A 25,115-nucleotide genomic window follows, 5' to 3' on the forward strand; every position below is an offset into this window, starting at 1 on the left:
GTCACTCAGCTCTTGCCGAGTTCGGTGTGCGCCGAATACAGCGCGTGCCAACGGCCGTCGATATAGGTGAACACGTCGGAGGAATACAGCTTGCCCTTCGTCGCGGGCGCGCTGCTGACGAAGCTGAGGATCGCGGTGTCGCCCTGCAGCGTCACCTGCTGCTCCACCGGATGCGCCTGCTGCCATGCCGCCACCTGCTGCTTCATCGCCTGTGAGCCGCGGTTCTTCGCGGCGTGGGCCAGGATGGCGGCCTTGGTCGCGAACGTGCCGGCCACGCCCACCGAGCGGTAGTCTGGCAGCAGCATGCCGTCGAGCCAGGCGGTATCGCCGTTCTCCTCGGCTTCCAGCCAGTGCTGGTCCACCGCCATCACCGCTGCGGCAGTGCGTGCGGTTTCGTCCGTGGCGGAAGTGCCGCTCTGCTGCGCAGCCATCGCCTGCGTGCCGACCGCGCCGGCGCCGAGCAGCAAGCCGGCGCACGCAAGGCTGGTACGGACATGGTGGTAAGTACGGTCAGACATGTTGTCGTCCCATCGGCGCGGCGACAGTGCCGCGGGAACAGCCTGCGCGGCGCATGCGCCGCACGCGTCGATTGCGGGGCGAGCGATGCCATGGCGGTGATGAACGGTCGCCACGGGCATGCCGGCGGCGAGCGGCGACCTCCCGTCCGGCTGCGCATACCGCTGGTCACGGCGAACGCCCCGGCCATCACCCCTTGCGCGACAACCACCGACGCCTGCGCCAGCCTGCCTCGGCAGCCATGACCTGGCAGCGACCGTTCTGCAAATACCCGCCTTGGGAGCTCATCGATGAATCGATCACCCCGCACGCAGCGTGGAGCATCCATCGCCTTCGCCGTACTGGCAGGAGCAGCCGGCTTGTTCGCCGGCACCGCGCCGGCGCATGCCGACACGACGCCGGCACTGGCTCCGCTGGCCTGGTTCGTCGGGCACTGGCGCTGCGAAGGCCGGTTCGCGAACGGCAAGCCCATCCGCTCAAGCGAGACCTTCACCGTCGAACTCGGCGGCCAATGGCTGCACATGAGGCACGCGGACGATCCGCCGAACCGCTACCTCGCGGATTCGTGGTGGGGCTACGACAAGGCCGCGAAGCATTTCACGGCGACGGTATTCGACAACTTCGGCGGCGACAGGCGCTACACCTCGCCCGGTTGGGCAGGCGACACGCTGACGCTGAAGAACACAGCGACGAGCGGCTATCTCGATCGCTTCGCGTTCCAGCGCCAGGGCAATGACGCCTACCGCGTGACCTACACCTACCGGAACCGCAGCGGCACGTGGCAGCTGGGCGACGAGCAGTCATGCACGCGCGACGCACGGACAACGCGATCCTAGGCCGCATCCTGGCAATGCCTTCAGGCACTGTCGCGGACGACCGCCGCCGCGCACACTGGCCCGCCATCGGGTGGTACGCCAGCGAGGATTCCGTGTTCGATCGCAGCGCAGCGCAGCGACTGAAGACCTGGGGGCTGATCTTCGGCTTCTGGACGCTGCTGGCCCTGTCGTACACGCTCAGCGCCGGGCTGTCCTCGATCGGCGAGGGTTATCCGCCCGTGTGGCTGCGCCAGCTGACCTGGAACCTCGTCGACTTCTGGCTGTGGATGCTGCTGGTGCCGCTGGTGGGCTGGCTGGGCCGGCAGGGCGCGACCGACGGCTGGCGCCGCTTCTTCGCGGTGCACGTGCCGGCCAGCCTGGCCGTGGCGCTGGCGCAGCTGTTCGCCCACCTGCTCGTCTTCTGGTACCTGTGCGGCCCGGGCCGCATGCCGGTGCACACGCTGGGCGGCTTCCTGCGCATGCAGTTCGCCTACAACTTCCACCTCGCCCTGCTCATCTACTGGGTGGTGCTGGTGGTGCTGCGCGGCCTGGAGTCGCGCCGCCGGCTGCGCGACGAACAGCTGCGCAACGTGCTGCTGGAATCGCAGCTGGCGCAGGCGCAACTGCAGGCCTTGCGCATGCAGCTGCAGCCGCATTTCCTGTTCAACACGCTCAACGCGATCTCCGCGCTGGCGCTGGCCGACCCGCTGCAGGCGCGGCTGATGATCGCGCGGCTCAGCGACTTCCTGCGCCTCACGCTGGAGGAACGCCACGCACCGCAAGTACCGCTGGCGCGCGAGCTGGAATTCCTGCGCTGCTACCTCGACATCCAGCAGGTGCGCTTCCAGGACCGGCTCAGCACACGGCTGGACGTGGCCGACGATGTGCTGCGCGCCGCCGTGCCCAACCTGATCCTGCAACCGCTGGTGGAGAACGCGCTACGCCACGGCCTGCTGGCCAAGGCCGAACCCGGCAGCCTGCACGTGCTCGGCCACCGCGATGGCGACGAACTGGTCCTGCGCGTGGACGACGACGGCCTGGGCCTGCCGCCCGACGGCGCCAGCGAAGGCATCGGCCTCACCAACACCCGCGCCCGGCTGGCGATGCTGTTCGGCGGCGACGCGCGACTGGAACTGCAGCGCCGCGACGGCGGTGGCACGCGGGTGGAGCTGCGCCTGCCGTTCCGCGAGCTCGCCGCATGAGCGCCGCGAGCATCCGCGCGCTGCTGGTGGACGACGAGGTGCTGGCGCGCCTCGCGCTGCGCCAGGCGCTGGCCGCGCATGCCGACGTGGCGATCGTCGGTGAGTGCGGCAACGCCGCCGAAGCCCTGCAGGCGATCCAGGCGCTGGCGCCGGACCTGCTGTTCCTCGACATCCGCATGCCCGGCATGGACGGCTTCAAGCTGCTGCACCAGCTGCGGCCGCAGGCGCTGCCGATGGTGGTGTTCACCACCGCCTACGGCCAGCACGCGCTGCGCGCGTTCGACGCCGGCGCGCTGGACTACGTGCTGAAGCCCATCGACCAGGCGCGCTTCGACCAGGCGCTGGAGCGCGTGCGCCGGCACTGGCAGGGCCTGCAGATGCCAGCGGTCGCGCCGGTGCACGCCAACCACCTCCAGCGCATCAGCGTGCGCGTGGGCGAGCACATCCGCGTGGTTGCGGTGGATGCCATCGACTGGATCCGCGCCGACGGCAACTACGTGCAGATCCACGCCGACGGCGCCCGCTACCTGCATCGCGAGACACTGAGCCACCTGCTCGACACGCTCGACCCCGCGCGCTTCCTGCGCATCCACCGCGGCGTGATCGTCAACGTGGAACGCATCCGCGAAGTGCATCCGCTGTTCAACGGCAACGCCGAGATCGTGCTGCGCGACGGCACCCGGCTGGATCTCAGCCGGCGCTTCCGCGCCGGGGCGCGCGTGGTGCTGGGGCTGCCCTGAACGATCCGGGCGCGGATCCGCCAAGGCGAATGCATTAGCCTATGCGGCGTTCGATGATCAGACACGTCGGCGAATATGGTCGGATTCCCAAGAGCGTGGGATGGCAGCTCGCGACCCATTCCCGGCATTCGCGAGTGTCCGGAATCGGGCGGCTCAATCAGGCCATTTGGCGTGCGGAATCGCCGAATCGCTGTCGCGTCTGTTGCACAACGGTTAGCTTTTGCGGTGCGTATCACCGACATGAGCGTGAATCATCATCGCGCAAGTGTTCACGGTGTGGGCAGGCGCAGATGCTTAGCAACGGTCGGGCCGGAGACTAGGCGCGACAGCGCAACGGCTAATCAACTAGCTCGTAGTCGTCCGGCCCCTGCAAAGGGGCTATCACGTAAACCTCGTTGTCAATCAGCAACTCGATAGCGAGGGCCAAGTTAGGCGATACGGCTTCCACCCCGCCCCCGTCAGCCGCTTTGATCTTTAGCTCTTGCAGGCCAGGGAGGTTATCGGGGTTGTAAAAATGGACGTTCAATTTCATAAGTGGCATGCTTTCCATGCCCGTCGGTATCTGGCCGAACCTCAACTTCATCACCTCAGCGTAAGGCATTTTGCTGCGGTCGGCGCACCAATTCACAATTCGCTCAACCGTTGCTTCCTTTAGCTGCATCCTTTGACCCGCGCTTTCTGGTCGCGCACTCGTGCCTTCCATCCCGCGTCCAGCGACAACAAAGCGACCAATGCGCAGCGGCGGGTCGTAATAATGGAGTAGCTCAACGATACCCAAGTGCATCTTGGCGCAGACATCGTGGAGAGCCATATAAAACTGGAAAAGGCTGTCCTCGCCGTATGGGGTTGAATGCGGCCATGAGATCGCAGTGATTTGGTCACTACCGATGCATCGCTCAAATGCTCTTGCGGCATGCTCGATTACACCAGTCTCTAGGACGCAGATATAGTTTGGCCAGACTGTCGGCGGATTCTGTGCCTCCCACTCTTTCAAGTTTTCGAGTAGCGAATCGAGAGAGTTAGCCGCCAGTCCATACGCGAACACCATGCCAAATGGCTGGGGTCGGTGGTACGCAGATGTAAACCCGGGACCAGTCGCTTGAGCTAACCCTCGCGGAGCCATCTCCTTCAAAACTCTTATCTTTTCCAGCGCGTCGAGAAGTTCGGCTTTCGAGAGAACAGATTTAACTTCGATGATTCCGTACACGCAGTCGACGGGGTAAACCTGCACATTGTCGCTAGAATAGAGCACGACGCCGTTTAGCTTGTCGTACACGATCACATCAGATTGTCGGGATAATGTGCTTCGTGTTCGCGCGGCGATTTCACCGCTACCGATACCGTATCTTTGAGGTAAGCGTTCGCGTAAGAAATCACGCAGAAGATGCTCGCGAACTGTACCCTTCGACCCGCTATGCCCAATTTCAGCGGATGCGTTGAAGTCAGCTCGTATCCGTTGGCTGATGTTTTGAAATAGCTTTTTGGTGTCCATCCAGCAAATATAGCGTACTCCGGCCCCGGCTCACGGACTTGCCGCCCATGAATGGGCGGCAAGCGGGGTGTCGTTTTCTCTTGGTTACTTCTCTTTTGGACAAGAAAAAGAGAAGTAATTCGGCTGCCGCAGACAGACGAAAGCCCTTGCTCTAGAGGCTTGGTGTGCCAAACCGAACACCGTGACAAGCAAGAGCAACGCGCGACGCATCGAGGCACCCGATTCCCCGATGCGATCAAACCGTTCGCCCCGCGCGGGCAACCGCTGGTCACGCGCCCTCACTCCGTTCGTCACAAACCCGCAGCAGCACGACGGTGCCGATGCGCAGACTCCACGGCATTGTCATCGTGCCGGGGTACCCGCATGGTCTATCGCCCGTTCGCATTGCTTGCCGGCGCGCTCACCTTGATCGGCAGCTTCGCCGCCGTCGGCCTCCGCGCCGCCGAAGTGGCCTCGCCGCAGCCGGAGATCTTCGCGCCCGGCACGATCTCCGGTCCGGCTGGCGTGGACTGCCTCACCTTCGCGCCGGACGGCGCCACCGTGTACTTCGACCAATTTGCGGGCGCGAGCGGCTTCATCATGGAGGCGCATCGCATGGGCGACGGCTGGTCCGCGCCGCGGATCGCGGCGTTCTCCGGGCAGTGGCAGGACCACGATCCGGCGATGGCGCCGGATGGCTCCTACCTGGTGTTCACCTCCAACCGCCCCGACACGGCCGGCGGCGCGCCATTGCACGGCGGCCACCTGTGGCGGGTGAATCGCCACGGCGACGGCTGGGGCGCGCCGGTGCGGCTGCCCGACGCGGTGAACGTGGGCACCGACGTCTACGCGCCCAGCGTGGCCGCGAACGGCGACCTGTATTACCAGCACCGCGACGAGGCCGACCACGCCTTCCATCTGTACCGCAGCGCCTGGCGCAACGGCCGCTACCAGCCACCGCAGCGGCTCGCGCTGGGCCATGCGACCGAGGAACAGGACCCCGCGATCGCGCCGGATGGCTCCTTCCTCGTGTTCGACGCGAACTACGCCGGCAAGGACCAGCCCGATCATCTCTACCTCGCCTTCCGCGACGGCGACGGCTGGAGCGCGCCGGTCGATCTCGGCGACGCGGCGGACCGCTACCAGCCCTGGGGCTCGCACCTGGGCCCGGACGACCGCACCCTGTACTTCACCAGCAACCGCACCCTGCCGGTCCATTACCCGCGCTCGCCCGCGCAGACGCGCGCCGACCTGGCGCGCATGCGTGCATGGGACAACGGCAACAACCACATCTGGCGCCTGTCGCTGGCACCCTGGCTGGCGTCGCATCGCGCCGCGTGACCTCGCCGCAACCTTCGCATTCTATCAGGAGCAGGCATGTCCCCACGTCACCTCATCCCTGTCGTCGGCCTCGCGGCCGCGCTGGCCGCATCGTTCGCCGCACGGGCGCAAAGCCGCGGCGAACTGGTCGGCCCCGGCGTGATCTCCACCGGCCTGCAGGAAACCTCGGCCGCGCTGACGCCGGACGGCGACACGCTGTATTTCATGCGTTCCGACTTCGCCGAGCGCGACGACACCATCCTCGTCTCGCATCGCGAGAACGGACATTGGGGCGCGCCGCAGGTGGCCTCGTTCTCCGGGCAGTGGCACGACTCCGAACCCACGCTGGCGCCGGACGGCCTGCGGTTGTACTTCGTCTCCAACCGCCCCCTGCAGCCGGCCGCTGCGCCGGTGACGGCGGATATGGGCGGCCATCATTTCGCGGGCACCAATCTCTGGTACGTGCAACGCCAGCCCGACGGCCGCTGGGGCGCGCCGGTGCATGTGGGCGGCGCGCTCAATGACGGCGCGATGATCTACAACCCCTCGGTGGCGGCCAACGGCGACATCTATTTCTCCGCGCACCGCCCGGACTCGGGTGCCGCCTACCAGATCTACGTGGCGCACCCCACCGCGCAGGGCTATGCGACGCCGCAGCGGGTGGACCTCGGCGAGGTCGCGCGCAACCGCATGGACCCGGCGATCGACCCGCAGCAGCGCTTCCTGGTCTACGCCGGCAACGAAGGCGATTCGCTGGGCAGCGCCGACCTCTACATCGCGTTCCGCCAGGCGGACGGCAGCTGGGGCAAGCCGCTGCACCTGCCGGGCGACATCAACAGTCCGGCGTTGGAGAATGCACCCTCGCTGGGGCCGCGCTTCGGCGAGCTGTATGTCTCCAGCAACCGCCGCGACGAGGTGCGATTCCCCAAGCCGCGCGACACCGCCGCCAGCTTGCAGCAGCGCCTGCAGCAACCGTTGAACGGCTCGCGCAACCTGTGGCGCTTCGACATTGCCGACGTGCTGCGCGCGCATGGCATCGACCACTGAGCCGCACGGAGGCACCGTGTCCACCCATCGCATGCTGTCGATCCTGCTGGTCGCGCTGGCGCAGCCTGCCGCGGCCACCGTTGCTCCCGCCACGGCACCTGCGCTGACGCCCGCCTATCGCGTCGGCGCCAGCCTGGGCAACGTGTTCTCGCGCACCATCTCGATCCGGGCGCCCGGTTTCGACGAGGCGGTGCATCGCATCAGCGGCACCGCGACCTATCGCGTGACCGGCGCCGCACCCGCACAGCCGCAGTTGCACATCGACTATCGCTACGACGGCCGGCCAGCAGGCAACGGCATGGTGGAGCTACCCGACGTCGGCGCCACCAACTGCTACGACGGCAAGTGCGCGCCCAACACCGATGCCAGCGGCCTGGCCTACAACCCGCGGCTATGGGGCCGGCCACCGGCCACGCTGCGGGTCGGCCAGCACTGGACGGTGGACATCGCCGCACCGTGGGAGCTCGGCCCGGCTGGCCGGCAGACAGTGACCGTGGTGGCCCTCGACTCCGCCAGCCACACCGTGACGCTGGAACGCGAAGGCACGGGCGACGGCGCCTGGCTTGGCGACGCACCCGGGCTCACGCTGACCCGCAATGGCCGCCCGTACGAAGTGACGCGGCAGGCGGGCCGCGCGCACTGGCGCGGCTACACCACCTTCCGCGACGGCATCGTACTCAGCGACGAGCTGGTCAGCACCCGGCCGGTGACGCTGACTTCCACCCAGCTTGGCCGTATCGAGGCCACCGAGCGCCAGTACATCCTGCTCAACGCGATGCCGATGGAGACCGCGCCATGATGCAGACGACCATGTCCCGCTGCCTGCTCGTCGCCGGCCTGCTGCTCGCCGCCGGCGGAGCGCACACCACCGACACGACGACCGCCACGCCGCAGGCGATCACGCTGGGCGGCATCATCCATTCCGACAGCGACGATACGCTGGCCTTCACACCCGATGGCAATACCGTGTTCTTCGACCGCAGCGAGGGCAAGCGCAAGACCATCATGGTCTCGCGCAAAGTCGACGGACGCTGGTCGCAACCCGAAGTCGCGAGCTTTTCCGGGCACTGGTTCGACCAGGACCCGGTGATGGCGCCCGATGGCAGCTACCTGCTGTTCGATTCGGACCGCCCGCCGCCGCCTGGCGGCAAGCCGCTGACGCAGGACTACTTCGTCGGCGGTCACGCACCGGGCTCCAATCTCTGGCGGGTGGAGCGCCAGGGCGACGGCTGGGGCCGGCCGGTCTGGCTGGGAGCTGTCGTCAACAACGATGCGTTCGTCGATTTCGCAAGCATCGCCGCCGATGGCAGCCTGTACTTCATCCGCTGGGACCGCCAAGCCAGGGTCATGCACACCTGGCGCGCAGCCTGGCGCAACGGGCATTACCTGCCGCCCGTGCGCGCGGGACTGGGCGACCCGACCATCTCGACCCACGATCCCGCCGTGGCGCCGGACCAGTCGTTCATCGTGTTCGACTACGGCAAGACCAAGGGTGGCCTGGGCCGGCTGTGCATCGCCTTCCGCGACGGGGACCACTGGGGAAAACCGATCGACCTCGGCGACACGGCGAACAAGGACATGCCGTGGGGTTCGCACATCGCGCCGGACGGGCACAGCGTCTATTTCACCGGGCAGTCCGGCATCTGGCGGCTCGATCTGCAGCCGTGGCTGCGCCGCCATGCGGCGGGAGCTGCTGCTTCGATGTGATGCCGTTCGCTACCGCTGCACCATGTGCCCAAACCATGCCCAGCCGCGCACGTGCTCGGTGATCAGCTTCACGCTGGTGAGCATCGGCACCGCGAGCAGCGCGCCGGGAATGCCCCACAGCCAGCCCCAGACCAGCAGCCAGACCAGGATCGCGATCGGCGACAGGCGCATGCGCCGGCCAAGGATCAGCGGCGTCACCAGGTTGCCCTCGAACACAGTGAGCCCGGCGAAACACAGCGCGGGCAGCAGCGCGTGGCCGATGTCGTCGAAATGCGCCAGGCCCACCAGCAGCAGCACGCTGGTGGTGAAGATCGCGCCCACGTAGGGAATGAAGTTCGCGAACATCGCCACCGCGCCCCACAGCAGCGGATCGGGCATGCGCAGCTGCCACAGGATGCCCGCGGTGAGGGCGCCCAGCATGAAGTTGATCAGCAGGGTGGTGAGGATGTAGCGCGACACCTCGTGCTGGATGCCACGCACCACCGACACCGCCTGGCGCTTGTAGCGGAAATCCGGTCCGATCTCCACCAGCCGGCGCAGCAGCAGGTCGCCGTAGACCAGGAAGAAGAACACCAGCAGCACCACGGTGAGTACCGCCGCCAGCACCTTCGGCGCCGCCGCCACCACGTCCCAGGCGCTCACCGCCACGTCGGCCGGCTGCGGCCGCACGCGCACGGGATGGCCGTTGACCAGGGTCTGGGTGGCGCGGTTGGCCGCTTCCAGCGGCTGGGTGATGTGCTCGAGCTTGGGCACGAAGCGGCGGATCGTGGACGGCGCCTCATGGATCCAGTCCAGTGCCGGCGGCGTGAGCAGGCCGATGCCGGTACCGATGCCGCCAATCAGCGCCAGCATCAGCACGCTGGCCCCCAGCCAGCGCGGCACGCCGTGGCGCGCGGTGCTGGCCACGATCGGGTTCAGCGCCAGGCCGATGAAGGCCGCGAGCACCAGCGGAATCAGCAGGGCCTTGCACAGCGTCACCGTGTACAAGAGCGCCAGCAGCAGCAGCGCGTTGAGCAGCACGCGGATCGCGCGCAGGTGGCGCCGCATGCCGCGCGCGCTGCGCCGCGCGAAACGGCCGCGCGACGGGATCGATGCACGCAGCGGCGGCACCGGCGGCACGGCCTCGACCGCCTCGCCGGCGCCAGGCAAGGGCAGCGGATCGTTCATGCGGAAGCGTCGTCGAAGGCGCCGGCACCCAGTTCGGCGACCAGCCGCACGCCCTGCGCCACCACCTCGGCGAGGCCGCCGCGCAACAGCGGCCCCACACCGGGCACGCGCAAGGGATGCACGTCGAGACTGCCGAGCACGAAACCCGCACCGCCAGCCGCGCCCAGCGCGAGCAGCGGATGCCGCTCCCCGCGTGCCAGCAGGGCCGCAGCCGGTTCGGCCAGTTCCGCACGATGCGCGGCCACCCGCGCCTGCGCCGCACGCACCTTGTCGAGTTGGCCGAACAGGCTCATGGCTTGTCCTCTCCCGCGGTTTCGCCGTCGGCCTCATGTTCGGCACGATGCAGCGTTTCGCGCATCATCGCACTCCATTCGTGGCGCGTGGCGGGCAGGCTCATCCAGTGCATGCAGCGGCGGAACAGCAAGATCGCGCCCGCGAGCAGCAGCGCCTGCAGCAGGGCCAGCACCAGCAGCGCCCAGATCCACGAATGGAACCAGGTGGCCAGCAGCACGCCGACCAGCCCGAGCAGGGTCAGGCCCAGCGCCACACCGGCCACGGTGGCGGCCAACGCGGCCACCAGCAGCCACGACACCGCGCTGCGCGCCAGCCCCAGTTCCGCGGCCAGCAGGTGCAGCTGCGCGCCGAACAGGTGCCGCACCGCATGCGCGAGCCGGTTCAGTTCGTCCAGCAGAGACGAGGACGGCGCCGGGGTTTCCGGCGCCGTCGCACGATCCCGGTCGCGCGCGGGTTCTTCCTGCATGCGCGATCAGCGCCTGAGCAGGCGGCCGAGCAGCCAGCCCGCACCCACCGCGATCGCCACCGACTGCACCGGTTTCTCGCGCACGTAGTCGCGCACCTGGTCCAGCCACTCGTCGGCACGATCCATCGTGGCGTCGTAGGCGGCGCGGCTGCGCTCGCTGGCGTCGGAAAGCTTGTCGCTGGCGCGGTTGGCGCCGGCGGCGACCTTGTCGGTGGCGCGGTGCAGGCTTTCCTCCACGTGATCGGCGGCGCGCTCCACCGCCTCCTTGGTGCTGGCGACTGCGCTGGAGGTGGCCTGCTTGATGCGTTCAGCGCCTTCGTCGATGCGGCTGGACGCGCCGTTTTCGGTCGTTGCTGCCTGCTTGTTCATGCTGTCTCCACGGAGCTCTTGCTGAAGAATGCCGGTTCGCCGGGCATCGCGCCACGATTCATTTCGCGCGGCGCAGGAACGAGATGATCGCCAGGATCAGGAACACGATGAACAGGATCTTCGCGATCCCCGCCGCCGTGCCCGCGATGCCGCCGAAGCCGAGCACCGCGGCGATGATGGCGACGATCAGGAATACCAGTGCGTAGTGAAGCATGGCCTTGCCCTCTTGAACGAATGCCGACCGCGGCTCGCGCAGCCGCGCACCGTCATTCATCCACAATGGCTGCCATCTGCGCGTGAAGGGGGAACCCTTATACGTCGCCTCCACATAACATTCGCCGTCACACGCCCCGCGCGGGCTGGATGGCATACGTGCCGACCAGACTCGCCTCGGCCAGCACGTGGCCGTGCATCGCCGCGCGCAATTCGGCCAGCGTGAAGCCGCCCGGCAGATCCAGCCTCGCCACGTCCAGCGCGTGGATGCGGAAGTGGTAGTGGTGCACGATGCTGTCGTTCCACGGCGGGCATGGGCCGTCGTAGCCGAGGTAGTCGCCGCCCATCTCGGCGTCGCCCGCGAACCAGCCGGTGTAGTCGTTCAGGCCCTGCACGCTGCCCGGCGGCCCCAGCGGATCGCGCTTGCCGCGCGGGGTGATGCCGTCGCTGCAGGCACCTTCGGCCAGCTCGCCGCACTCTTCGGGAATGTTGGCCATCAGCCAGTGCGCGAATTCCACGCGCGGCAGGTCGGCAGGCACGACGCGACCTTCCTTGTTCACGTCGTCGCCGCGGCTGGGCACGTCGGTGTCGATGCAGCTGAGCACGAAGGAGCGCGTGCCTTCCGGCGCGTCCTTCCACGCCAGATGCGGGCTGCGGTTGTCGGACAGCGCCACCGGGGCGCCAGGTTTGCCGAAGGCGTTGGTGGCAGGGATGGGCTGGCTGTTGGCGAAGTTGTCGCTGCGAAGTTGCATGGCTGGAATCCGTGATTCGGGATTGGGGATACGGGACTCGGAAAAGCAGGTGTCGGCAAGCCTACCTTCGCGAGTTGGCAACAGCATCCACGCTTACGAAAGCTCACTCTGGAGCGTGATTTCCTGCTAGCCGTGAGTGGCAGCCTTGTCCGCGGCAGGAACATTGATCGAATACACGACGGAAGCAATCTTCCACCCATCATTCGTGTAGATCGTCGTCCAGATGATCCGGCCATGTCCGACCTTGGCCTTGTAGTCCCACGAAACCGACCCGACTTCACCATCGGAATGAATGTCGAGGTTTTCAGTCTGATCCGGTGGCATCCGTACCTCGCCCGTCACGTCTTCCCTCGCGGTACTGGAAATCGTGCGAGGCACCGGTTGCTTGTTGGCGGCACTGATGACGGCATAGGACTTTTGGGCGATCCCGCCGATCACCGGAACATCCCCACTCGCATACATCGCGAGCAAGGCAGGTGCGTCCTTTCTTGCAACGGCTTGCTGATAGTTGTTCCACAGCGTGTGCAATGCGGCCATATCACGGTCTTCAGACTTTGGAGCCGTCGGCGCAGCCGCCATGACACAAGGCACGGCCAACGCTCCCACGACAAGGACAAACGCCCTGCATGCAAACTTCTTCATGATTCCACCCCGAAGCGCGTATCCACTCGACACGCTTGAGCCTTGACTGTGAGGCTCTGATGGAAGTTCCTATGAAGACGAGCAAGAACCAATCCATCAACCCTTGCCGTCATACGTCACCCGATACACCGCGCCCGCCAGGTCATCGCTCACCAGCACGCTGCCGTCGGGCAGCGGCTGCACGTCGACCGGGCGGCCCCAGGCCTTCTCGTCCTGCTCGAAGCCGGTGATCAGCGGCTGGTAGCTGGCCACCTTGTCGCCGTCCAGGCGTACCGTCATCACGCGGTAGCCGGATTTCTTCGTGCGGTTCCACGAGCCGTGCTCGGCGACCAGGATCGCACCCTTGTAGCCGGCCGGGAACATGCAACCCTCGTAGAAGCGCATGCCCAGCGAGGCCACGTGCGCGCCCAGCTTCAGCACCGGCGGCGTGTAGTCCTTGCAGCTGTGGCCCTTGCCGAATTCGGGGTCGGGGATGTCGCCCTCGTGGCAGTACGGAAAGCCGAAGTGCCCGCCGACGCGGCTGAGCCGGTTCAGCTTGTCGCTCGGGATGTCGTCGCCCATACGGCATCCGGCATGGGCGTTCACGCGCGGACCGGCACGGTCACCGGGTCGCCTTGTCGACCATGCGAACCACCTCGGACCAGGGCGTCGGCCCCGCATGCATCGCATAGACCGTGTCCACCTGCAGGTGTTCGCGCCGCACCGCCTGCACCACCTCATGCATCATCTGGGGGTCGAACAGCGCATGGTCGGCCATCATCTGCAGCGTGTCGCTGGCATACAACAGCTTGTACTGCGGGAAATACACCATGTACTGCCGCTCGGTATTCGCGCCGCGGAGCGGATAGACCACGATCCGGTTTGCCCCGCTGCCGATCGCCTGCCCGTCAGCCACCACCCGCCATTGCGCTGCCCGGGGCGCCATCTGCAGGCGATCGGGACTCAAGCGGTGCGGCGCCGACACCAGCCGCTGCAGCAGTGGCCGGTTCAGGTCGAGAATGTACACCGGCAGGCCCGCGGCCACGGCTTCACGCACGCCGGCAACATGCGGCCACGAATCGGAGCTGGACAGCACCGCCTTCACCGGAACGCCCGGAAACTCGCTGCGCGCCTCGGCCAGCACGCCGGCGACGTAGTGCGGCGAAATCGGCGCCTCCAGCACCAGCACACCGTCGTCCTGCCGGATCAGGGTGACATTCCACGCGCCACGGTAGAGCTCGATGCCCGGCGCCAGCTCGACGCGGTAACGGTCGCTGAAATCGCGATCCCAGCCTTTGGACTGGTTGCTCTTCGCTGCCGTCGTCGCGTCCATGGCGAAGTCCTTGTCGTCCAGCGCCACGTTGAAACGGGCGCCAAGGATCTGCGAAGAGCGCCACAACAGGCCGTTGCGCTCCTCGATGCGATTGGTCGGCAGCAACACGCCACCCAGCAGCTCCCAGTTGTCGTAATAGATGCGCTGGTCCACATCGCCCCAGGCGAACCAGAAATCCGGAGCGTGGAAGGTGGTGGTGCGTTCGTATGCATCCGGCAAGTGGTTGGACGCATTCAGCAGCACGCGCACCGGCTGTCCCAGCCACGTGAATTCCAGCACGCTGTGCGGCGTGGAGCGCAGCCACTCGCTGCCGGCATAGTGCAGATCCGGTGCCGCCGCCGCAGTGAGCAGCAAGCGCGCCGGCCCCAGCGCCAGCATTTCCTGCGCAGCCTCCAGGTCGGCCTGCGAACACGGCGCATCGCTGTCCTTGCCACGGTAGACGCCGCCCTGCCCCCCGACGACCAGGATCGAGTCGCTCTCGGCCTGCTGCGGGTCGGCTATCGGAAACGCGTCATGCCGGCGATCCAGCAGGCGGTCGCGGTCGAAATCCAGGGTCAACTCGTCGCGGCTGTACGTGGTGAGGAACGGCGCCTGCCGGGGCGATTGCTCGGCGAGCACGGTATGTCCGACCACGTCGAGCTGCTCGTCGTGGATGCCGGCAAGCTTGTCGCGCCCGCCCATCGCGGCCAGTGCGAGTTCGAGGCAACCGTGTGCGTCGAGTTGTGCGCAACCGGGATGACCGGCGATGCCTTCGCTGGCGCCATCCGTCCCGGTTGCAGCGGATGCATGCGCGACCATGCTGCCGACCATCGCCAGCAGCGCGGACATCACCATGACGGGAACACTGCGCCTGCCATCAGCATGTTTCATTGGCTTGTCGCTCGATGAGGCCCGACGGGCGGATGCCACCGCAGTCTAGGCGGCCCGTTGCGAACCACCCCCTGAGGGAAGTCACGCCATGCGGAAAGTCATGTCTGCATCGGCGGCGGGCTGGACGCAACCTTTGCGCACCATCGCAAGACCATGGCCGGAAGCGGCGGCCTTGCGCCGCGGCGGCGATGGTTTCGTGCGATGCACGACCGTGCAGGCATGCCGCGGATCAGGTCAGCGCGTTGAAGCGCGCCGCGATGTAGTCGTCGGTGAAGCTGGTCATGTTGCGGCCGCGGATGAAGCCGCAGTGGCCGCCGTATTCGGCGATGTCCAGTTCCACGTTCGGCGGCAGCCGCAGTTGCTCGAACGCACCTACCGGGATCACCGGATCGTCGCGCGCGGTGAGGATGGTGGCGGGGATCTGCATCGCCATCAGCGCGTCGCCAGCCACCGAATAGCCATCCAGGTACTGCTGCAGCGAGCTGAAGTCGGTGTGCCGGCGCACCAGCGATTCGGTGAGCCCGCGCAGGTCCTGCCGGAGTTCGGACATCTCGAAGTACTGGTGCTGCGGGAACGCCTTCTGCTTGGCCAGCAGCGAATGCCGCCACTTGCGCATGAAGTAGGCCTGGTAGAACCAGGGCGCCGACTCCTCCAGCGAGAACAGGCCCTCGGTGGGGTCGATGATCGGACACACCGCCAGCGCGTAGCTGAGCGGAATGCCCACGCGCGAGGTGTGCAGCGCGGCGCGCAGCGCGAAATTGCCGCCCAGCGAGAAGCCGGCCAGCGCCAGCGGCCGCGCCGGCCAGCGCGCGGCGATCTCGCCCAGCGCGTGCACCACCTCGTCGAGCCGGCAGGAGTGGAACAGCGCCTCGTTCAGGCCGTAGCTGTCGCCGTGGTCGCGGAAGTTGAGGCGGAAGATGTCCCAGCCGTCGGCGAGCAGGCGGCTGCCGGTCTGCAGCACGTAGGTGGAGTCGACGCTGCCCTCCCAGCCGTGGAACAGCACGGCGAGGCCGCGCGGCTGCGGGCGGAGCTTCTGTGCGGTAAACGCGCCGGTGAGGCGCACGCCGCCGCCGCCGTCCACCATCACCGGCTCGGCGCCTTCCTGCACCGCACGCGCGGTGCGCGGCAGCAGCAGGCGGCGCACGCCGCTAGAGGAGAGCATGGTCTGGATATGCCCGCTGGTAAGCGGCCAGGTCGGACGGAAATCCTTTCCGCACGGCAGACTCATGCGGCGTGGTCTTCCAGCGCCGCGGCGATGCGTTCGCGCGACAGCTCGGCCATCCGGCGGCGGGCGTCGGGGCTGGCCGGCACCGGCTGCAGGAAGTGCACCTCGGCATCCATGGCCGGGCTGCCGAGCAGGCGCAGGAGGTTGCCCATGAAGCTCTCGTGCTCGCGGAAGCCGGCGTCGACCAGGCGATGGCCGCCGCGGGCGAAGCGCAGCGCCACCGGCTGCACGGCGACCTCGGCATCCAGCGCGGCCTGGAAGATGCGCGCGTGGAACACCTTGAGCACGCCACCATGGCCGGTGCCGCCCTCGGGGAACACCGCCACCGAGCGGCCGTCGCGCAGGCGCTCGACCATCACCTGCATCACCGCCGCCAGCGAATGGTTGCTGCCGCGTCGATGGAAGATGGTGCCGCCGCTGGCCGCCAGCCAGCCCACCAGCGGCCAGTTGGCGATCTCCGCCTTGGCCACGAAGCAGGCCGCGCGCTGCGAGTGCAGCAGCACGATGTCGATCCACGAGGTGTGGTTGGCCACGAACAGCACCGGATCGGCCAGCGGCTCGCCCACGCGCACCGCGCGCAGGCCGAAGATGCGCATCAGCATGGTCGACCACCAGCGGATCAGCCGGTGCGCGAACGGTTCGCGGCCGTCGCGCATCACGCGATGGCGGTTCCAGCTCATCACGAACGCCGCCAGCAGCACGGCCAGCACGATGTGCAGCAACAGCAGCGGCACGCGCCACAGGTAGCGCAGCGGGCGCAGGCGGTCGCGGAGCGGCGGGGAGGTCGTGGCGGTATCCATCAGCTCTTTAGTCTAGCGTCTGTTGCCCGCAACGTTGTGCGGCGGCGGCGGATTTTCCGCATGCGCCAGGGGCAGCGAGGGCGAGCGTTTGACCGTGCGCAGCACGAAGCTGGAATTGGCGTCGGCCACGCCGGCGGCGTTGAGCAGGTGGTCGAGCAGGAAGCGCGAGAAATCCGCGAGATCGGCCACGTAGATATGCAGCAGGTAGTCCATGTCGCCGGTGAGCGCGTGGCAGGCCACCACCTCGTCCCAGCCGTTGACGCACTCCACGAAGCGCTCGATCACCGCCGCCTCGTGCTTCACCAGCTGCACGCGCACGAAGGCCTGCAGGCCCAGCCCTACCGCCAGCGGATCGACCTGGGCGGCATAGCCGGTGATCACCTGGTCCGCCTCCAGCCGCTGCAGCCGGCGCAGGCAGGCCGAGGGCGACAGGTTCACCCGTTCGGCCAGCTCGGCATTGGTGATGCGGCCCTCCGTCTGCAGCATGGCGAGCAGCTGCAGGTCGATGCGATCCAGTGAGACCATTGCAAGATACCTCCGAACAAGAACATTTCAACGCATGAATATTGCTCTTCGAGGCCATACATGCGCAATGTTGCAAGCTTCGTGCGGTGAGTTCGTCGTATGCTGTAAACATCGTTCCGGTACCGGCCGGAATGCGCGACCAGCAAGCCACGGAGTCCGCCATGGATCACAACACGCCCCGCAAGATCGAACACCAGCAGACCGACCGCGGCTACATCCCGGTCTATGCGACCGGTGTGGTCGAGCAGCCGTGGTCCGGCTATTCCCGCACCGATCACGAGGTGTGGGACACCTTGTACAAGCGCCAGCGCGAACTGTTGCCCGGACGCGCCTGCAAGGAGTTCCTGGCCGGCGTGGAACGCTTCGGCCTCGGCGACGGCGGCATCCCGAAGTTCGCCGACTTGAACAAGGTGCTGGGCAAGGCCACCGGCTGGGAACTGGTGGCGGTGGAAGGCCTGCTGCCGGACGAGGTGTTCTTCGACCATCTCGCCAACCGCCGCTTCCCGGTGAGCTGGTGGATCCGCAAGCCGGACCAGCTCGATTACCTCAGCGAGCCCGACCTGTTCCACGACCTGTTCGGCCATGTGCCGCTGCTGCTCAACCCGGTGTTCGCCGACTACATGCAGGCCTACGGCCGCGGCGGCATGAAGGCCTTTGGCATCGGCCCCGAGGCGCTGATGAACCTCACGCGCCTGTACTGGTACACGGTGGAGTTCGGCCTGATCGATACCGGTGAAGGCATGCGCATCTACGGCGCCGGCATCGTCAGCTCCAAGGGCGAGTCGATCTACTGCCTGGACTCGCCCGCGCCGAACCGTATCGGCTTCGGCCTGGAGCGCGTGATGAGCACACGCTACCGCATCGACACCTACCAGCAGACCTACTTCGTGATCGACAGCTTCGAACAGCTGTTCGAGGCGACGCATCCGGACTTCACGCCGATCTACGCGAAGCTCAGGGCAGAGCCTGCGCACGCCGCGGCGGATGTGCTGGATGGCGATCGCGTGTTCAACCGCGGCACGCGCGAGGGGTTTGCGACTGGGGCGGATACGTAAGCGTCCGGTCGACGGCATCGAATCCGGAACGTACGGCGCATCAACGCCCGTGCGCATCCACCCACGGCTTCAGCAGCCCGATCCACAACTCATAGCCACTGCGGTTCATGTGCAGACCGTCCGGCCCGAACCATTTCTGCTGCGGCCGGCCGTCCTTGCCCAGCATCGGCGTGAACACGTCGACATAGGTCACGCCCTTCTGCGTGGCGGCGTATTCGCGCACCAGCGCGTTGGCCTGCCTGATCTGCGGCAGCAGCGAGCGACGCGCCACGCTGGGCTTGATCGCCACGAACGCCACCGGTACGCCGGGATCGAACGAGCGCACCTCCCGCACGAAGGCCGCGAAATCGTCCCGCACCCGCTGCGGCGTATGGCCGTAGTAGATGTCGTTGTCGCCGGCATACATCACGATGGCACGTGGATGGTAGGGCGCCACGATGCGGCCGGCGAACCAGGTGGAGTCCGCGATCTCGGAGCCGCCGAAGCCACGGTTGATCACCTTCACTTCCGGAAAATCCGCGGCGACGGATTTCCAATGCTCGATCGACGAGCTGCCGATGAACAGCACCGCGCCCGGCGGCGGCGGATTGGCGCGGTCGGCGGCTTCGAAAGCCGCGATGGCCGAATTCCAGTACGCATGCGGGGCTTCGCCGGCGCACGCCATGCCCGAAACCAGGGCCAGCAACAGTGTCAGAAGGATTTTCATGGCGTTCCCGGATGTTTTCGTGGGTCGCGACAGACGGTGACAAGCAAGCCGATTCGACCTGGTCCACTCTACGATTTGGAGCGCCTCATTTCGCTCACTTCCAGCACTCCGGCGATGCGCTTGCCATCCCAGCGATAGACCAGGTGCTGCGCCTGCACGCACGGAGCCACGACATCGGGATGGAATGCGGCGAGGCACTCGCCGCCCCTATGCCGCACGCTGTCGTAGACGATGCCGTTGGAGCCGGCTTCGCGCAACACGCGCGCCAGTTTCACACTGGCCACGTAGTCATCCGGGTCGTGCACCTGTTTCCAGCCGCCGCGGATGTCGTGCAGGCGGCTGTCGATGCGGGTGCGGTAACAGCGCATCTGGATATCGCAGGCCGGTTCGGCCGTGGCAGCCAGGAAACGCTCGCGGTGATAGACCGTTTCCTCTACCGCAGTGGTCACGCTGTGCGCGGCATAGAACACGCCCCAGCTACCGTCGGAAAAACGGCTGCCTTCCGGATTCAGATGCGTGAAGGCGGCCATCACTGGCGTGCTGCCCGCACCGCTGATGCGGTGTTCCTTCGGCACCAGCTTCAATGCACCGGCCTCCTCGCGCAGGCGCGGGTTGGTCAGCGCCTCGATCGCGAACACCGCATCGAGGTCCGCCGGATCGGCGATGCGGTCGTACACGCCTACCGGAGGAAAGCGGCTGGGCACGATGCGAAAGGCCTGGTTCCAGCGGATGCGCCGGACGGGCGGAAGATCAGCGGGCATCGCAGGTATCCATGGCGCGTGATGTTCCTGTTGGTCGCGGTAGGGCAAGCGTGGCGGCATGCGATCTCGCGGAGCGCGACCGGCGCCGCGACACGGCCTCAGCCGCGCTGTGCGTCCAGGTACTGGCGCACCACGAACAGGTCGGCCACGTTGCCCGACAGCATGCGTTCCAGCGCCGAATGTCCCCCGAACAGCGATGTCGTGTTCGGCTTGCGCAACCACGCATCGGCCTGCGCGGGATCGGGAAACAGGATCTGCAGATCCTTCCAGATGCCGAGCAGGTAGCTGATGCGCTCCAGTGTGTCGCGCCCCAGGCTGCCGTCCAGCTCGCGCTTCCACTTGTAGAACGTGGACTCGGGCGGATCGCCGAGCAGCTTGCGCTGTTCGGCGACGCGCAGATCCCAGTGCTCGGCGAGGCGGAAGAAGCTGCGCAGCGCGGGCGCCGTCAGCGCTGCGTCAGTGGGCAGGTAGTGCGACGTGGCGTCGGCAATGCGGCTGGCATGTGCGTTCATGTCGGAGCTCTCCATGTGAAGCACATGGATAATCTACTGCAAAATGGCAGCTGCGTCCAAAATGGACTGCGCCAGCTTCAGGGAGCGCGCGACGTGTCCTTGCCTTTCGCGCAATCGCAACCGTAATCCGGCTCCGGCCCGCCATCCCGGATGAACTTGTCGATGCGCGCCTCCAGCACCGGCAGCGGTACCGAGCCGGTGGAAAGCACGGTGTCGTGGAAGGCGCGGATGTCGAATTTCCCGCCCAGCGCCTTCTCGGCCTTGGCGCGCAGTTCGAGGATCTTCAGGTAGCCCAGCTCGTAGCTGTCCGCCTGGCCGGGCCAGCTGATGTAGCGGTCCACCTCGTTGGCGATTTCCAGCGGGCTCAGCGCGGTGTTTTCGGTGAGGTAGTCGATCGCCTGCTGGCGGGTCCAGCCGAGATGGTGGATGCCGGTGTCGACCACGAGGCGGCAGGCGCGCCACATCTGGTAGGTGAGATAGCCGAACTTCTGCCAAGGCGTCTGGTAGATGCCCATCTCGTTGCCGAGGTATTCGGAATACAGGCCCCAGCCCTCGCCATAGGCGGAGATGTAGCCGTTGCGGCGGAACGCCGGCTGGCTGTGATCCTCCTCGGCCAGCTCCAACTGCAATGAATGGCCGGGATAGCTCTCGTGCAGGGTCAACGCCGGCATGTTGTACAGCGCACGCGATTTCAGGTCGTAGGTGTTGACCAGGTAGACGTCCGGGCCGCCGCGGCCCGAGGTGTAGTAAGGCGCGATGGCGTCCGGCACCGGCTCGATGGTGAAGCGCTCGCGCGGCAGATGGCCAAAGAACCTGGACATCTTGCCGTCCACTTCCTTGGCGATCCAGGCGGTCTTGTCCAGCAGCTCCTGTGGAGTCCTGGCGTAGAACTGCGGGTCGGTGCGCAGGTAGTGCAGGAAGTCGGCGAAGCTGCCCTTGAAGCCGGTCTGCTTCATCACGTCCAGCATTTCGGCGTGGATCTTCGTCACCTGCTCCAGGCCGATCTGGTGGATCTGGTCGGGCGAGAGATCCAGCGTGGTGTATTCGCGGATCTGCTGGCGGTAATACGCCTTGCCGTCGGGCAGCGCCTCGGCGGCGAGCGTGGTGCGTGCTTGCGGCACGTATTCGCCGTCGAAGAACTTCAACAGCTTCGCGTAGGCGGGAATCACGTCGTCGCGGATGCGCTGCACCGCCTCGCCGCGCAGCGCCTGCGCCTGGTCGGCGGGGATCGTGTCCGGCATCTGCTTGAATGGCGCGTAGAAGCTCGCTGCAGTGGGATCGGTGAGATCCGCCACTGCGGCGATCGACTGGTCGCGGCCCTTGAGCACCGCGCGCGGCACGCTGAAGCCGCGCTTCAGGCCCAGCCGCATGTTGTCGATCTGCTGCTCGAAGTAGTGCGGGATCTGGCCGAGGCGGTCGAGGTAGTTGCGATAGTCGGCCGCCGTGCGCAGGTGGTCGCCGCCCAGCTCGTAGCCCACGTCGCTCCAGAACGCGGAGTCGCTGTTGAACGGCATCTGCCACTGCTTGAATGCCTGGTCCGCGATGAAGTTGCGGATCTGCTCGCGATACACCGCGTAGTTCACCTGGTTTTCCGGCGACAACTGTCGCACGTCGATCGCGTCGAGCTGCTTCATCACCTTGCGCCAGTAGTCCAGGCGCTGCTGCTGGCTGACGGCATCGACGTCGTCGAGGCGGCCGTTGTTCGGCTGCGACTCGCCCGAGGCGCTGATGCCGGCCTGGCCGGTACGCCACGCCCATTCGGCGGTATAGATGGCGGTGAAGCGTGCGTCGGCGCTGTCGGTGGCGGCACTGGAGGAAGCGGCGGCAACATCGGCGGTCACGGCCTGTGCCGTCGGCAATCCGACAGTGAAGGCCAGAGTCGTCGCCATGGCCAGCAACAGGGTCTTGTTCACGGGGGCCTCGCAAGTTCCTGGGAAACGGCAGTGCGTGCGGAGCGCACAGGTCGCAGACCGTCCCACGTTGCAACCGTCCGCGCAATGCGGCGAAGGTCACGCCATCGCGCCACTCCAACCAGGCAGATAGCTCGCCTCGTGACCGTGGGCCAGCGTCACCGCACGTGTCACCAGTTCCGGCGAGGGCTGTTCGCCCTTGCGCAGCTTGAAGTGCTCGCGCAGAAAGCCCGCCCACATGAACTCGGCATAGGGCGTGGCGTCCTTGGCATAACCGCCGGCACGCCCCACCCGGGCGGCGAGGCTGCGGTAGGGATCGTCCTCCAGATCCGCAAGGCTGCGCGGAAAGGCGTCGTAGTCGCGACGGCGGTTCTTCGCATCGTACGGGTGCGCCCAGTGGTAGAACTCCATCGTGCGCCAGAACCGCTCCGGCGCCAGCCACGAGAAATCGCGCAGCACCATCACCGGCACGCTGTCCACACCCTCCTCCAGCAACGCGAGGCCAAGGTGGTGGTGATCGACGATGTAGCAATGCCGCTTCGGCCCCAGCACGCCGGGAAACCAGTGCCGCCCCAGCAGTTCCCTGCGTTTCTTCCTGCCGAACTGCTCCCACTCGGCACGCTTGGCAGCCACCTCGGCGTAGCCCACGGTGAGCTGGGTGGGCCGCAATTCGGCCGGCGCTACCGGCAGCAGCGGATGATGGGCATACATGGACCGTCTCCGGGACTTCGTGTCAGATCATGACGAGTAGCCGATGCAGCGTCGCCACGACGTGATGTCGCGGAGCAGGCAGGTAAACCCGCGCGTTCCACTCACCGATGTTTGTGCTGGTGATGGATGTCCGGATAGTGCGGGTGCGAATGCGTGATCGGCGCGTGGATGTGCGCGTGGGTGTGCGGCTCGCTGCCGTCCCAGTCGAAATCGTGCGTGTGCTGGTGATGCTCGTCGTGCACGTGGCGGTGGGTGTGCGTGAGCGCCTCGTGCGTGTGCAGGTGTTCGTGGCGCTCGGTGAGATGCAGCCACACGCCCGCACCCATCAGGACCGCCGCCAGCCAGAACACCGGTGTGGCGCGATCGCCGAGCGCGATGATCGCGATCACGGCACCAAGGAAAGGCGCCGTCGAGAAATACGCGCCGGCGCGCGCCGCACCCAGCCCGCGCAACGCCAGCACGAACAGCACCAGGCTGACGCCGTAGCCAAGCAGGCCGGTCGCCATCGCCGCGGCTACCGTGGCGGCCGCCGGCAGGCGGGCACCGAGCATGCAGGCCAGCGCGACATTGACGATGCCGGCCGCCAGTCCCTTCAGTCCGGCGATGAACAAGGCATCCGAATCCGACACCTTGCGCGTGATGTTGTTGTCCAGCGCCCAGCACAGGCAGGCGAGCGCGATCAGCGGCGCACCCTGGCCCAGCGCGGCGGACGGCAGGTGGCCCGGCCAGGCCAGCAGCACGACGCCGGCCACGATCAGCGCCATGCCGAGCATGACGCGCCGATCGGTGTTCTCGCGGAACACGATCCACGCCAGCAACGCGGTCAATACCGCCTCCAGGTTCAGCAGCAGCGAAGCGGTGGCCGCCGCGGTGCGCGCCAGGCCCAGCATCAGCAGCAACGGCCCCAGCACGCCACCGAAAACGATCGCCAGCAGCAGCCACCCCTGCTCGCGCCCGGCCATGGCCGGCAGGCGCCAGCCGCGGTCGCGAACCAGCCGGACCAGCACCAGGCCGACGCCGCTGCCGAGGTAGAGCAGGCCCGCCAGCAACATCGGCGACACGTCGCGCAGCAGTTGCTTGGCCAGCGGCATGCTGGCGCCGAACAGCAGCGCCGCCGCCAGGGCAGCGGTGATGGCCGGTGAAGACACGAGGCGTCGCATGCGCACAGCGTAGTCGCTTTGCGGGGGATGCATTCCGCCACGCGGTCACGCGGCATCGCCGCTCAGTTCATGCCCACCTGGCTGCCGCCCACCGCACGCAGGTAATCGTCTAGGCTGCGGCCCGGCGCTTCGGCAAAGATCTCGCCGGTGGCTTCGTTGGCGTGGATGCGGTCGGGACGGAAGTTGCGGAAATCCTGGCGCAGCCGGCACCACGCACCCAGCGTCCACTTGCCGCCCCAGAACGCGAGGCACAGCGGCTCCACCTCGCGCAGGCTGGGCTGGCCGCCCTCGTCGCGGTAATCCAGCCGCAATACCCGGTGCTCCGCGATGGCCGCGTGCAGGCGATCGATCAGCATCGCGAAATCGGCGCGCCCCTGGTCGCGCCATACCGGCGCGTAGATGCGCGTGCGCGCGGCGCGCTCGCGCAGTTCGGGCGGCAGCACCGCCTCGATCTTCAGCAGCGCGGCCTGCGCGCCCGCGGCCAGCTTCTCGCCGGCGAAGGCGCGCACGAAGCGCGTGCCGACCACCAGCGATTCGAGTTCGTCGGCCGTGAACATCAGCGGCGGGATGTCCGCGCCCTTGCGCAACACGTAGCCCACGCCCGCCTCGCCCTCGATCGGCACGCCGGAAAGCTGCAGGTCGGCCACGTCGCGGTAGACGGTGCGCAGCGACACGCCCAGCGTCTCGGCGAGGCTGCGCGCGGGCAGCGCAGTGCGCCGTCCGCGCAGGGCGTGGATGATAAGGAACAGGCGGTCGGCGCGACGCATTCGCACATGATGCCGCGAACCGTGTCGCAGCGCCTGCGCCACAAGTCACCGCGATGCGGCCGGCGCGCCGCTGCAAGCCG

The 25,115-nt window shown here is 67.1% G+C and carries 28 protein-coding genes and 1 pseudogene; 8 read left to right on the plus strand and 21 right to left on the minus strand.

The features are described 5' to 3' along the window. Nucleotides 1–5: 5 nt before the first annotated feature. Nucleotides 6–518, minus strand: a complete 513-nt coding sequence (locus ABQJ54_RS07450) for a nuclear transport factor 2 family protein (protein ID WP_367853668.1) — start codon at nucleotides 516–518, stop codon at nucleotides 6–8. Nucleotides 519–806: 288 nt separating this feature from the next. On the opposite strand from ABQJ54_RS07450, the gene ABQJ54_RS07455 reads away from it, so the two are divergent. The 3 genes from ABQJ54_RS07455 (at nucleotide 807) to ABQJ54_RS07465 (ending at nucleotide 3,273) form a co-directional block, all read left to right on the plus strand. Beyond that, entirely contained in the window at nucleotides 807–1,352 is a 546-nt protein-coding gene (locus tag ABQJ54_RS07455; RefSeq protein ID WP_367853669.1) for a hypothetical protein, read from the plus strand. A 92-nt stretch (nucleotides 1,353–1,444) separates the two neighbouring features. Further along, nucleotides 1,445–2,533 (plus strand): sensor histidine kinase, encoded by a 1,089-nt coding sequence (locus tag ABQJ54_RS07460; RefSeq protein ID WP_367853670.1) that lies wholly within the window; start codon nucleotides 1,445–1,447, stop codon nucleotides 2,531–2,533. Continuing rightward, on the plus strand, nucleotides 2,530–3,273 hold the full coding sequence (locus ABQJ54_RS07465; protein ID WP_367853671.1) for a LytR/AlgR family response regulator transcription factor: 744 nt from the start codon (nucleotides 2,530–2,532) through the stop codon (nucleotides 3,271–3,273). Before ABQJ54_RS07460 ends, ABQJ54_RS07465 begins: the two co-directional genes overlap by 4 nt. Before the next feature lie 337 nt (nucleotides 3,274–3,610). Here ABQJ54_RS07465 and ABQJ54_RS07470 read toward each other — a convergent pair whose 3' ends face one another. Beyond that, nucleotides 3,611–4,765: a DUF6602 domain-containing protein gene (locus ABQJ54_RS07470; RefSeq protein WP_367853672.1), complete on the minus strand. Its 1,155-nt coding sequence runs from the start codon at nucleotides 4,763–4,765 to the stop codon at nucleotides 3,611–3,613. A gap of 363 nt (nucleotides 4,766–5,128) precedes the next feature. On the opposite strand from ABQJ54_RS07470, the gene ABQJ54_RS07475 reads away from it, so the two are divergent. From ABQJ54_RS07475 to ABQJ54_RS07490, 4 genes are read left to right on the plus strand one after another with little or no spacing between them, the layout of a single operon-like run. Beyond that, nucleotides 5,129–6,085 carry a TolB family protein gene (locus tag ABQJ54_RS07475; RefSeq protein WP_367853673.1) on the plus strand — a complete coding sequence of 319 codons (957 nt, stop codon included), beginning with the start codon at nucleotides 5,129–5,131 and terminating at the stop codon, nucleotides 6,083–6,085. A 36-nt stretch (nucleotides 6,086–6,121) separates the two neighbouring features. Beyond that, nucleotides 6,122–7,111 (plus strand): TolB family protein, encoded by a 990-nt coding sequence (locus tag ABQJ54_RS07480; protein WP_367853674.1) that lies wholly within the window; start codon nucleotides 6,122–6,124, stop codon nucleotides 7,109–7,111. A gap of 16 nt (nucleotides 7,112–7,127) precedes the next feature. Beyond that, the gene (locus ABQJ54_RS07485; protein WP_367853675.1) at nucleotides 7,128–7,910 is read left to right on the plus strand and encodes a hypothetical protein; all 783 of its coding nucleotides are present in this window, start codon (nucleotides 7,128–7,130) and stop codon (nucleotides 7,908–7,910) included. After that, nucleotides 7,907–8,818 carry a TolB-like translocation protein gene (locus tag ABQJ54_RS07490; protein WP_367853676.1) on the plus strand — a complete coding sequence of 304 codons (912 nt, stop codon included), beginning with the start codon at nucleotides 7,907–7,909 and terminating at the stop codon, nucleotides 8,816–8,818. The genes ABQJ54_RS07485 and ABQJ54_RS07490 overlap by 4 nt, the downstream gene beginning before the upstream one ends. A 9-nt stretch (nucleotides 8,819–8,827) precedes the next feature. Here the strand turns inward: ABQJ54_RS07490 and ABQJ54_RS07495 are convergent, their stop codons facing one another. From ABQJ54_RS07495 to ABQJ54_RS07550, 12 genes and pseudogenes are all read right to left on the minus strand, one after another. Further along, nucleotides 8,828–9,985, minus strand: coding sequence for an AI-2E family transporter (locus tag ABQJ54_RS07495; RefSeq protein ID WP_437343328.1), 1,158 nt, complete (start codon nucleotides 9,983–9,985; stop codon nucleotides 8,828–8,830). Further along, on the minus strand, nucleotides 9,982–10,278 hold the full coding sequence (locus tag ABQJ54_RS07500) for a hypothetical protein (RefSeq protein WP_367853677.1): 297 nt from the start codon (nucleotides 10,276–10,278) through the stop codon (nucleotides 9,982–9,984). The genes ABQJ54_RS07495 and ABQJ54_RS07500 overlap by 4 nt, the downstream gene beginning before the upstream one ends. Beyond that, nucleotides 10,275–10,745: an ABC transporter ATP-binding protein gene (locus ABQJ54_RS07505; protein WP_367853678.1), complete on the minus strand. Its 471-nt coding sequence runs from the start codon at nucleotides 10,743–10,745 to the stop codon at nucleotides 10,275–10,277. The genes ABQJ54_RS07500 and ABQJ54_RS07505 overlap by 4 nt, the downstream gene beginning before the upstream one ends. A gap of 6 nt (nucleotides 10,746–10,751) precedes the next feature. Next, nucleotides 10,752–11,114, minus strand: a complete 363-nt coding sequence (locus ABQJ54_RS07510; RefSeq protein WP_367853679.1) for an ElaB/YgaM/YqjD family protein — start codon at nucleotides 11,112–11,114, stop codon at nucleotides 10,752–10,754. A gap of 58 nt (nucleotides 11,115–11,172) precedes the next feature. Continuing rightward, complete coding sequence (locus tag ABQJ54_RS07515) at nucleotides 11,173–11,328, minus strand: DUF1328 domain-containing protein (RefSeq protein WP_367845500.1); 156 nt, start codon at nucleotides 11,326–11,328, stop codon at nucleotides 11,173–11,175. A gap of 127 nt (nucleotides 11,329–11,455) precedes the next feature. Next, nucleotides 11,456–12,079 carry a YbhB/YbcL family Raf kinase inhibitor-like protein gene (locus ABQJ54_RS07520; RefSeq protein WP_367853680.1) on the minus strand — a complete coding sequence of 208 codons (624 nt, stop codon included), beginning with the start codon at nucleotides 12,077–12,079 and terminating at the stop codon, nucleotides 11,456–11,458. A gap of 126 nt (nucleotides 12,080–12,205) precedes the next feature. Beyond that, nucleotides 12,206–12,721 (minus strand): hypothetical protein, encoded by a 516-nt coding sequence (locus ABQJ54_RS07525; protein WP_367853681.1) that lies wholly within the window; start codon nucleotides 12,719–12,721, stop codon nucleotides 12,206–12,208. Between the two features lie 96 nt (nucleotides 12,722–12,817). After that, nucleotides 12,818–13,282: pseudogene (locus ABQJ54_RS07530) on the minus strand (PQQ-dependent sugar dehydrogenase); the annotation flags it as partial. Between the two features lie 40 nt (nucleotides 13,283–13,322). After that, nucleotides 13,323–14,903: an MBL fold metallo-hydrolase gene (locus tag ABQJ54_RS07535; protein ID WP_367853682.1), complete on the minus strand. Its 1,581-nt coding sequence runs from the start codon at nucleotides 14,901–14,903 to the stop codon at nucleotides 13,323–13,325. 229 nt (nucleotides 14,904–15,132) lie between these two features. After that, a complete protein-coding gene (locus ABQJ54_RS07540; RefSeq protein WP_367853683.1) occupies nucleotides 15,133–16,131 on the minus strand; it encodes a YheT family hydrolase in 999 nt (332 codons plus the stop codon). Then, nucleotides 16,128–16,928: a lysophospholipid acyltransferase family protein gene (locus ABQJ54_RS07545; protein ID WP_367853684.1), complete on the minus strand. Its 801-nt coding sequence runs from the start codon at nucleotides 16,926–16,928 to the stop codon at nucleotides 16,128–16,130. The genes ABQJ54_RS07540 and ABQJ54_RS07545 overlap by 4 nt, the downstream gene beginning before the upstream one ends. Before the next feature lie 12 nt (nucleotides 16,929–16,940). Next, entirely contained in the window at nucleotides 16,941–17,453 is a 513-nt protein-coding gene (locus ABQJ54_RS07550) for an Lrp/AsnC family transcriptional regulator (RefSeq protein ID WP_367853685.1), read from the minus strand. 161 nt (nucleotides 17,454–17,614) lie between these two features. On the opposite strand from ABQJ54_RS07550, the gene phhA reads away from it, so the two are divergent. After that, nucleotides 17,615–18,508: a phenylalanine 4-monooxygenase gene (gene phhA, locus ABQJ54_RS07555; RefSeq protein ID WP_367853686.1), complete on the plus strand. Its 894-nt coding sequence runs from the start codon at nucleotides 17,615–17,617 to the stop codon at nucleotides 18,506–18,508. A gap of 40 nt (nucleotides 18,509–18,548) precedes the next feature. Here phhA and ABQJ54_RS07560 read toward each other — a convergent pair whose 3' ends face one another. The 7 genes from ABQJ54_RS07560 to ABQJ54_RS07590 form a co-directional block, all read right to left on the minus strand. Next, on the minus strand, nucleotides 18,549–19,214 hold the full coding sequence (locus ABQJ54_RS07560) for an SGNH/GDSL hydrolase family protein (RefSeq protein WP_367853687.1): 666 nt from the start codon (nucleotides 19,212–19,214) through the stop codon (nucleotides 18,549–18,551). A gap of 68 nt (nucleotides 19,215–19,282) precedes the next feature. Further along, on the minus strand, nucleotides 19,283–19,975 hold the full coding sequence (locus ABQJ54_RS07565; RefSeq protein ID WP_367853688.1) for an RES family NAD+ phosphorylase: 693 nt from the start codon (nucleotides 19,973–19,975) through the stop codon (nucleotides 19,283–19,285). A 98-nt stretch (nucleotides 19,976–20,073) separates the two neighbouring features. Beyond that, nucleotides 20,074–20,487, minus strand: coding sequence for an MbcA/ParS/Xre antitoxin family protein (locus tag ABQJ54_RS07570; RefSeq protein WP_367853689.1), 414 nt, complete (start codon nucleotides 20,485–20,487; stop codon nucleotides 20,074–20,076). A gap of 77 nt (nucleotides 20,488–20,564) precedes the next feature. Then, nucleotides 20,565–22,376, minus strand: coding sequence for a DUF885 domain-containing protein (locus ABQJ54_RS07575; protein WP_367854409.1), 1,812 nt, complete (start codon nucleotides 22,374–22,376; stop codon nucleotides 20,565–20,567). Between the two features lie 120 nt (nucleotides 22,377–22,496). Then, complete coding sequence (locus ABQJ54_RS07580) at nucleotides 22,497–23,108, minus strand: ParB-like protein (RefSeq protein ID WP_367853690.1); 612 nt, start codon at nucleotides 23,106–23,108, stop codon at nucleotides 22,497–22,499. 101 nt (nucleotides 23,109–23,209) lie between these two features. Next, a complete protein-coding gene (locus ABQJ54_RS07585; protein WP_367853691.1) occupies nucleotides 23,210–24,256 on the minus strand; it encodes a DMT family transporter in 1,047 nt (348 codons plus the stop codon). A gap of 74 nt (nucleotides 24,257–24,330) precedes the next feature. Continuing rightward, nucleotides 24,331–25,035, minus strand: coding sequence for a helix-turn-helix transcriptional regulator (locus tag ABQJ54_RS07590; protein ID WP_367853692.1), 705 nt, complete (start codon nucleotides 25,033–25,035; stop codon nucleotides 24,331–24,333). Nucleotides 25,036–25,115: the final 80 nt, after the last annotated feature.

The organism is Rhodanobacter lycopersici, from assembly GCF_040812335.1.
In the GTDB taxonomy this organism is placed as follows: Bacteria; Pseudomonadota; Gammaproteobacteria; order Xanthomonadales; family Rhodanobacteraceae; genus Rhodanobacter_A; species Rhodanobacter_A lycopersici.

Excerpts from the sequence above, each read along its gene's own strand:
- ABQJ54_RS07465 (WP_367853671.1), top strand. The coding sequence starts at position 2,530 with ATGAGCGCCGCGAGCATCCGCGCGCTGCTGGTGGACGACGAGGTGCTG.
- ABQJ54_RS07515 (WP_367845500.1), bottom strand. The coding sequence starts at position 11,328 with ATGCTTCACTACGCACTGGTATTCCTGATCGTCGCCATCATCGCCGCG.
- ABQJ54_RS07535 (WP_367853682.1), bottom strand. The coding sequence starts at position 14,903 with ATGAAACATGCTGATGGCAGGCGCAGTGTTCCCGTCATGGTGATGTCC.
- ABQJ54_RS07470 (WP_367853672.1), bottom strand. The coding sequence starts at position 4,765 with ATGGACACCAAAAAGCTATTTCAAAACATCAGCCAACGGATACGAGCT.
- ABQJ54_RS07520 (WP_367853680.1), bottom strand. The coding sequence starts at position 12,079 with ATGCAACTTCGCAGCGACAACTTCGCCAACAGCCAGCCCATCCCTGCC.
- ABQJ54_RS07580 (WP_367853690.1), bottom strand. The coding sequence starts at position 23,108 with ATGTATGCCCATCATCCGCTGCTGCCGGTAGCGCCGGCCGAATTGCGG.
- phhA (WP_367853686.1), top strand. The coding sequence starts at position 17,615 with ATGGATCACAACACGCCCCGCAAGATCGAACACCAGCAGACCGACCGC.
- ABQJ54_RS07560 (WP_367853687.1), bottom strand. The coding sequence starts at position 19,214 with ATGAAAATCCTTCTGACACTGTTGCTGGCCCTGGTTTCGGGCATGGCG.
- ABQJ54_RS07510 (WP_367853679.1), bottom strand. The coding sequence starts at position 11,114 with ATGAACAAGCAGGCAGCAACGACCGAAAACGGCGCGTCCAGCCGCATC.
- ABQJ54_RS07475 (WP_367853673.1), top strand. The coding sequence starts at position 5,129 with ATGGTCTATCGCCCGTTCGCATTGCTTGCCGGCGCGCTCACCTTGATC.
- ABQJ54_RS07550 (WP_367853685.1), bottom strand. The coding sequence starts at position 17,453 with ATGGTCTCACTGGATCGCATCGACCTGCAGCTGCTCGCCATGCTGCAG.
- ABQJ54_RS07575 (WP_367854409.1), bottom strand. The coding sequence starts at position 22,376 with ATGGCGACGACTCTGGCCTTCACTGTCGGATTGCCGACGGCACAGGCC.
- ABQJ54_RS07540 (WP_367853683.1), bottom strand. The coding sequence starts at position 16,131 with ATGAGTCTGCCGTGCGGAAAGGATTTCCGTCCGACCTGGCCGCTTACC.
- ABQJ54_RS07455 (WP_367853669.1), top strand. The coding sequence starts at position 807 with ATGAATCGATCACCCCGCACGCAGCGTGGAGCATCCATCGCCTTCGCC.
- ABQJ54_RS07505 (WP_367853678.1), bottom strand. The coding sequence starts at position 10,745 with ATGCAGGAAGAACCCGCGCGCGACCGGGATCGTGCGACGGCGCCGGAA.
- ABQJ54_RS07490 (WP_367853676.1), top strand. The coding sequence starts at position 7,907 with ATGATGCAGACGACCATGTCCCGCTGCCTGCTCGTCGCCGGCCTGCTG.
- ABQJ54_RS07565 (WP_367853688.1), bottom strand. The coding sequence starts at position 19,975 with ATGCCCGCTGATCTTCCGCCCGTCCGGCGCATCCGCTGGAACCAGGCC.
- ABQJ54_RS07545 (WP_367853684.1), bottom strand. The coding sequence starts at position 16,928 with ATGGATACCGCCACGACCTCCCCGCCGCTCCGCGACCGCCTGCGCCCG.
- ABQJ54_RS07590 (WP_367853692.1), bottom strand. The coding sequence starts at position 25,035 with ATGCGTCGCGCCGACCGCCTGTTCCTTATCATCCACGCCCTGCGCGGA.
- ABQJ54_RS07495 (WP_437343328.1), bottom strand. The coding sequence starts at position 9,985 with ATGAACGATCCGCTGCCCTTGCCTGGCGCCGGCGAGGCGGTCGAGGCC.
- ABQJ54_RS07570 (WP_367853689.1), bottom strand. The coding sequence starts at position 20,487 with ATGAACGCACATGCCAGCCGCATTGCCGACGCCACGTCGCACTACCTG.
- ABQJ54_RS07525 (WP_367853681.1), bottom strand. The coding sequence starts at position 12,721 with ATGAAGAAGTTTGCATGCAGGGCGTTTGTCCTTGTCGTGGGAGCGTTG.
- ABQJ54_RS07450 (WP_367853668.1), bottom strand. The coding sequence starts at position 518 with ATGTCTGACCGTACTTACCACCATGTCCGTACCAGCCTTGCGTGCGCC.
- ABQJ54_RS07480 (WP_367853674.1), top strand. The coding sequence starts at position 6,122 with ATGTCCCCACGTCACCTCATCCCTGTCGTCGGCCTCGCGGCCGCGCTG.
- ABQJ54_RS07500 (WP_367853677.1), bottom strand. The coding sequence starts at position 10,278 with ATGAGCCTGTTCGGCCAACTCGACAAGGTGCGTGCGGCGCAGGCGCGG.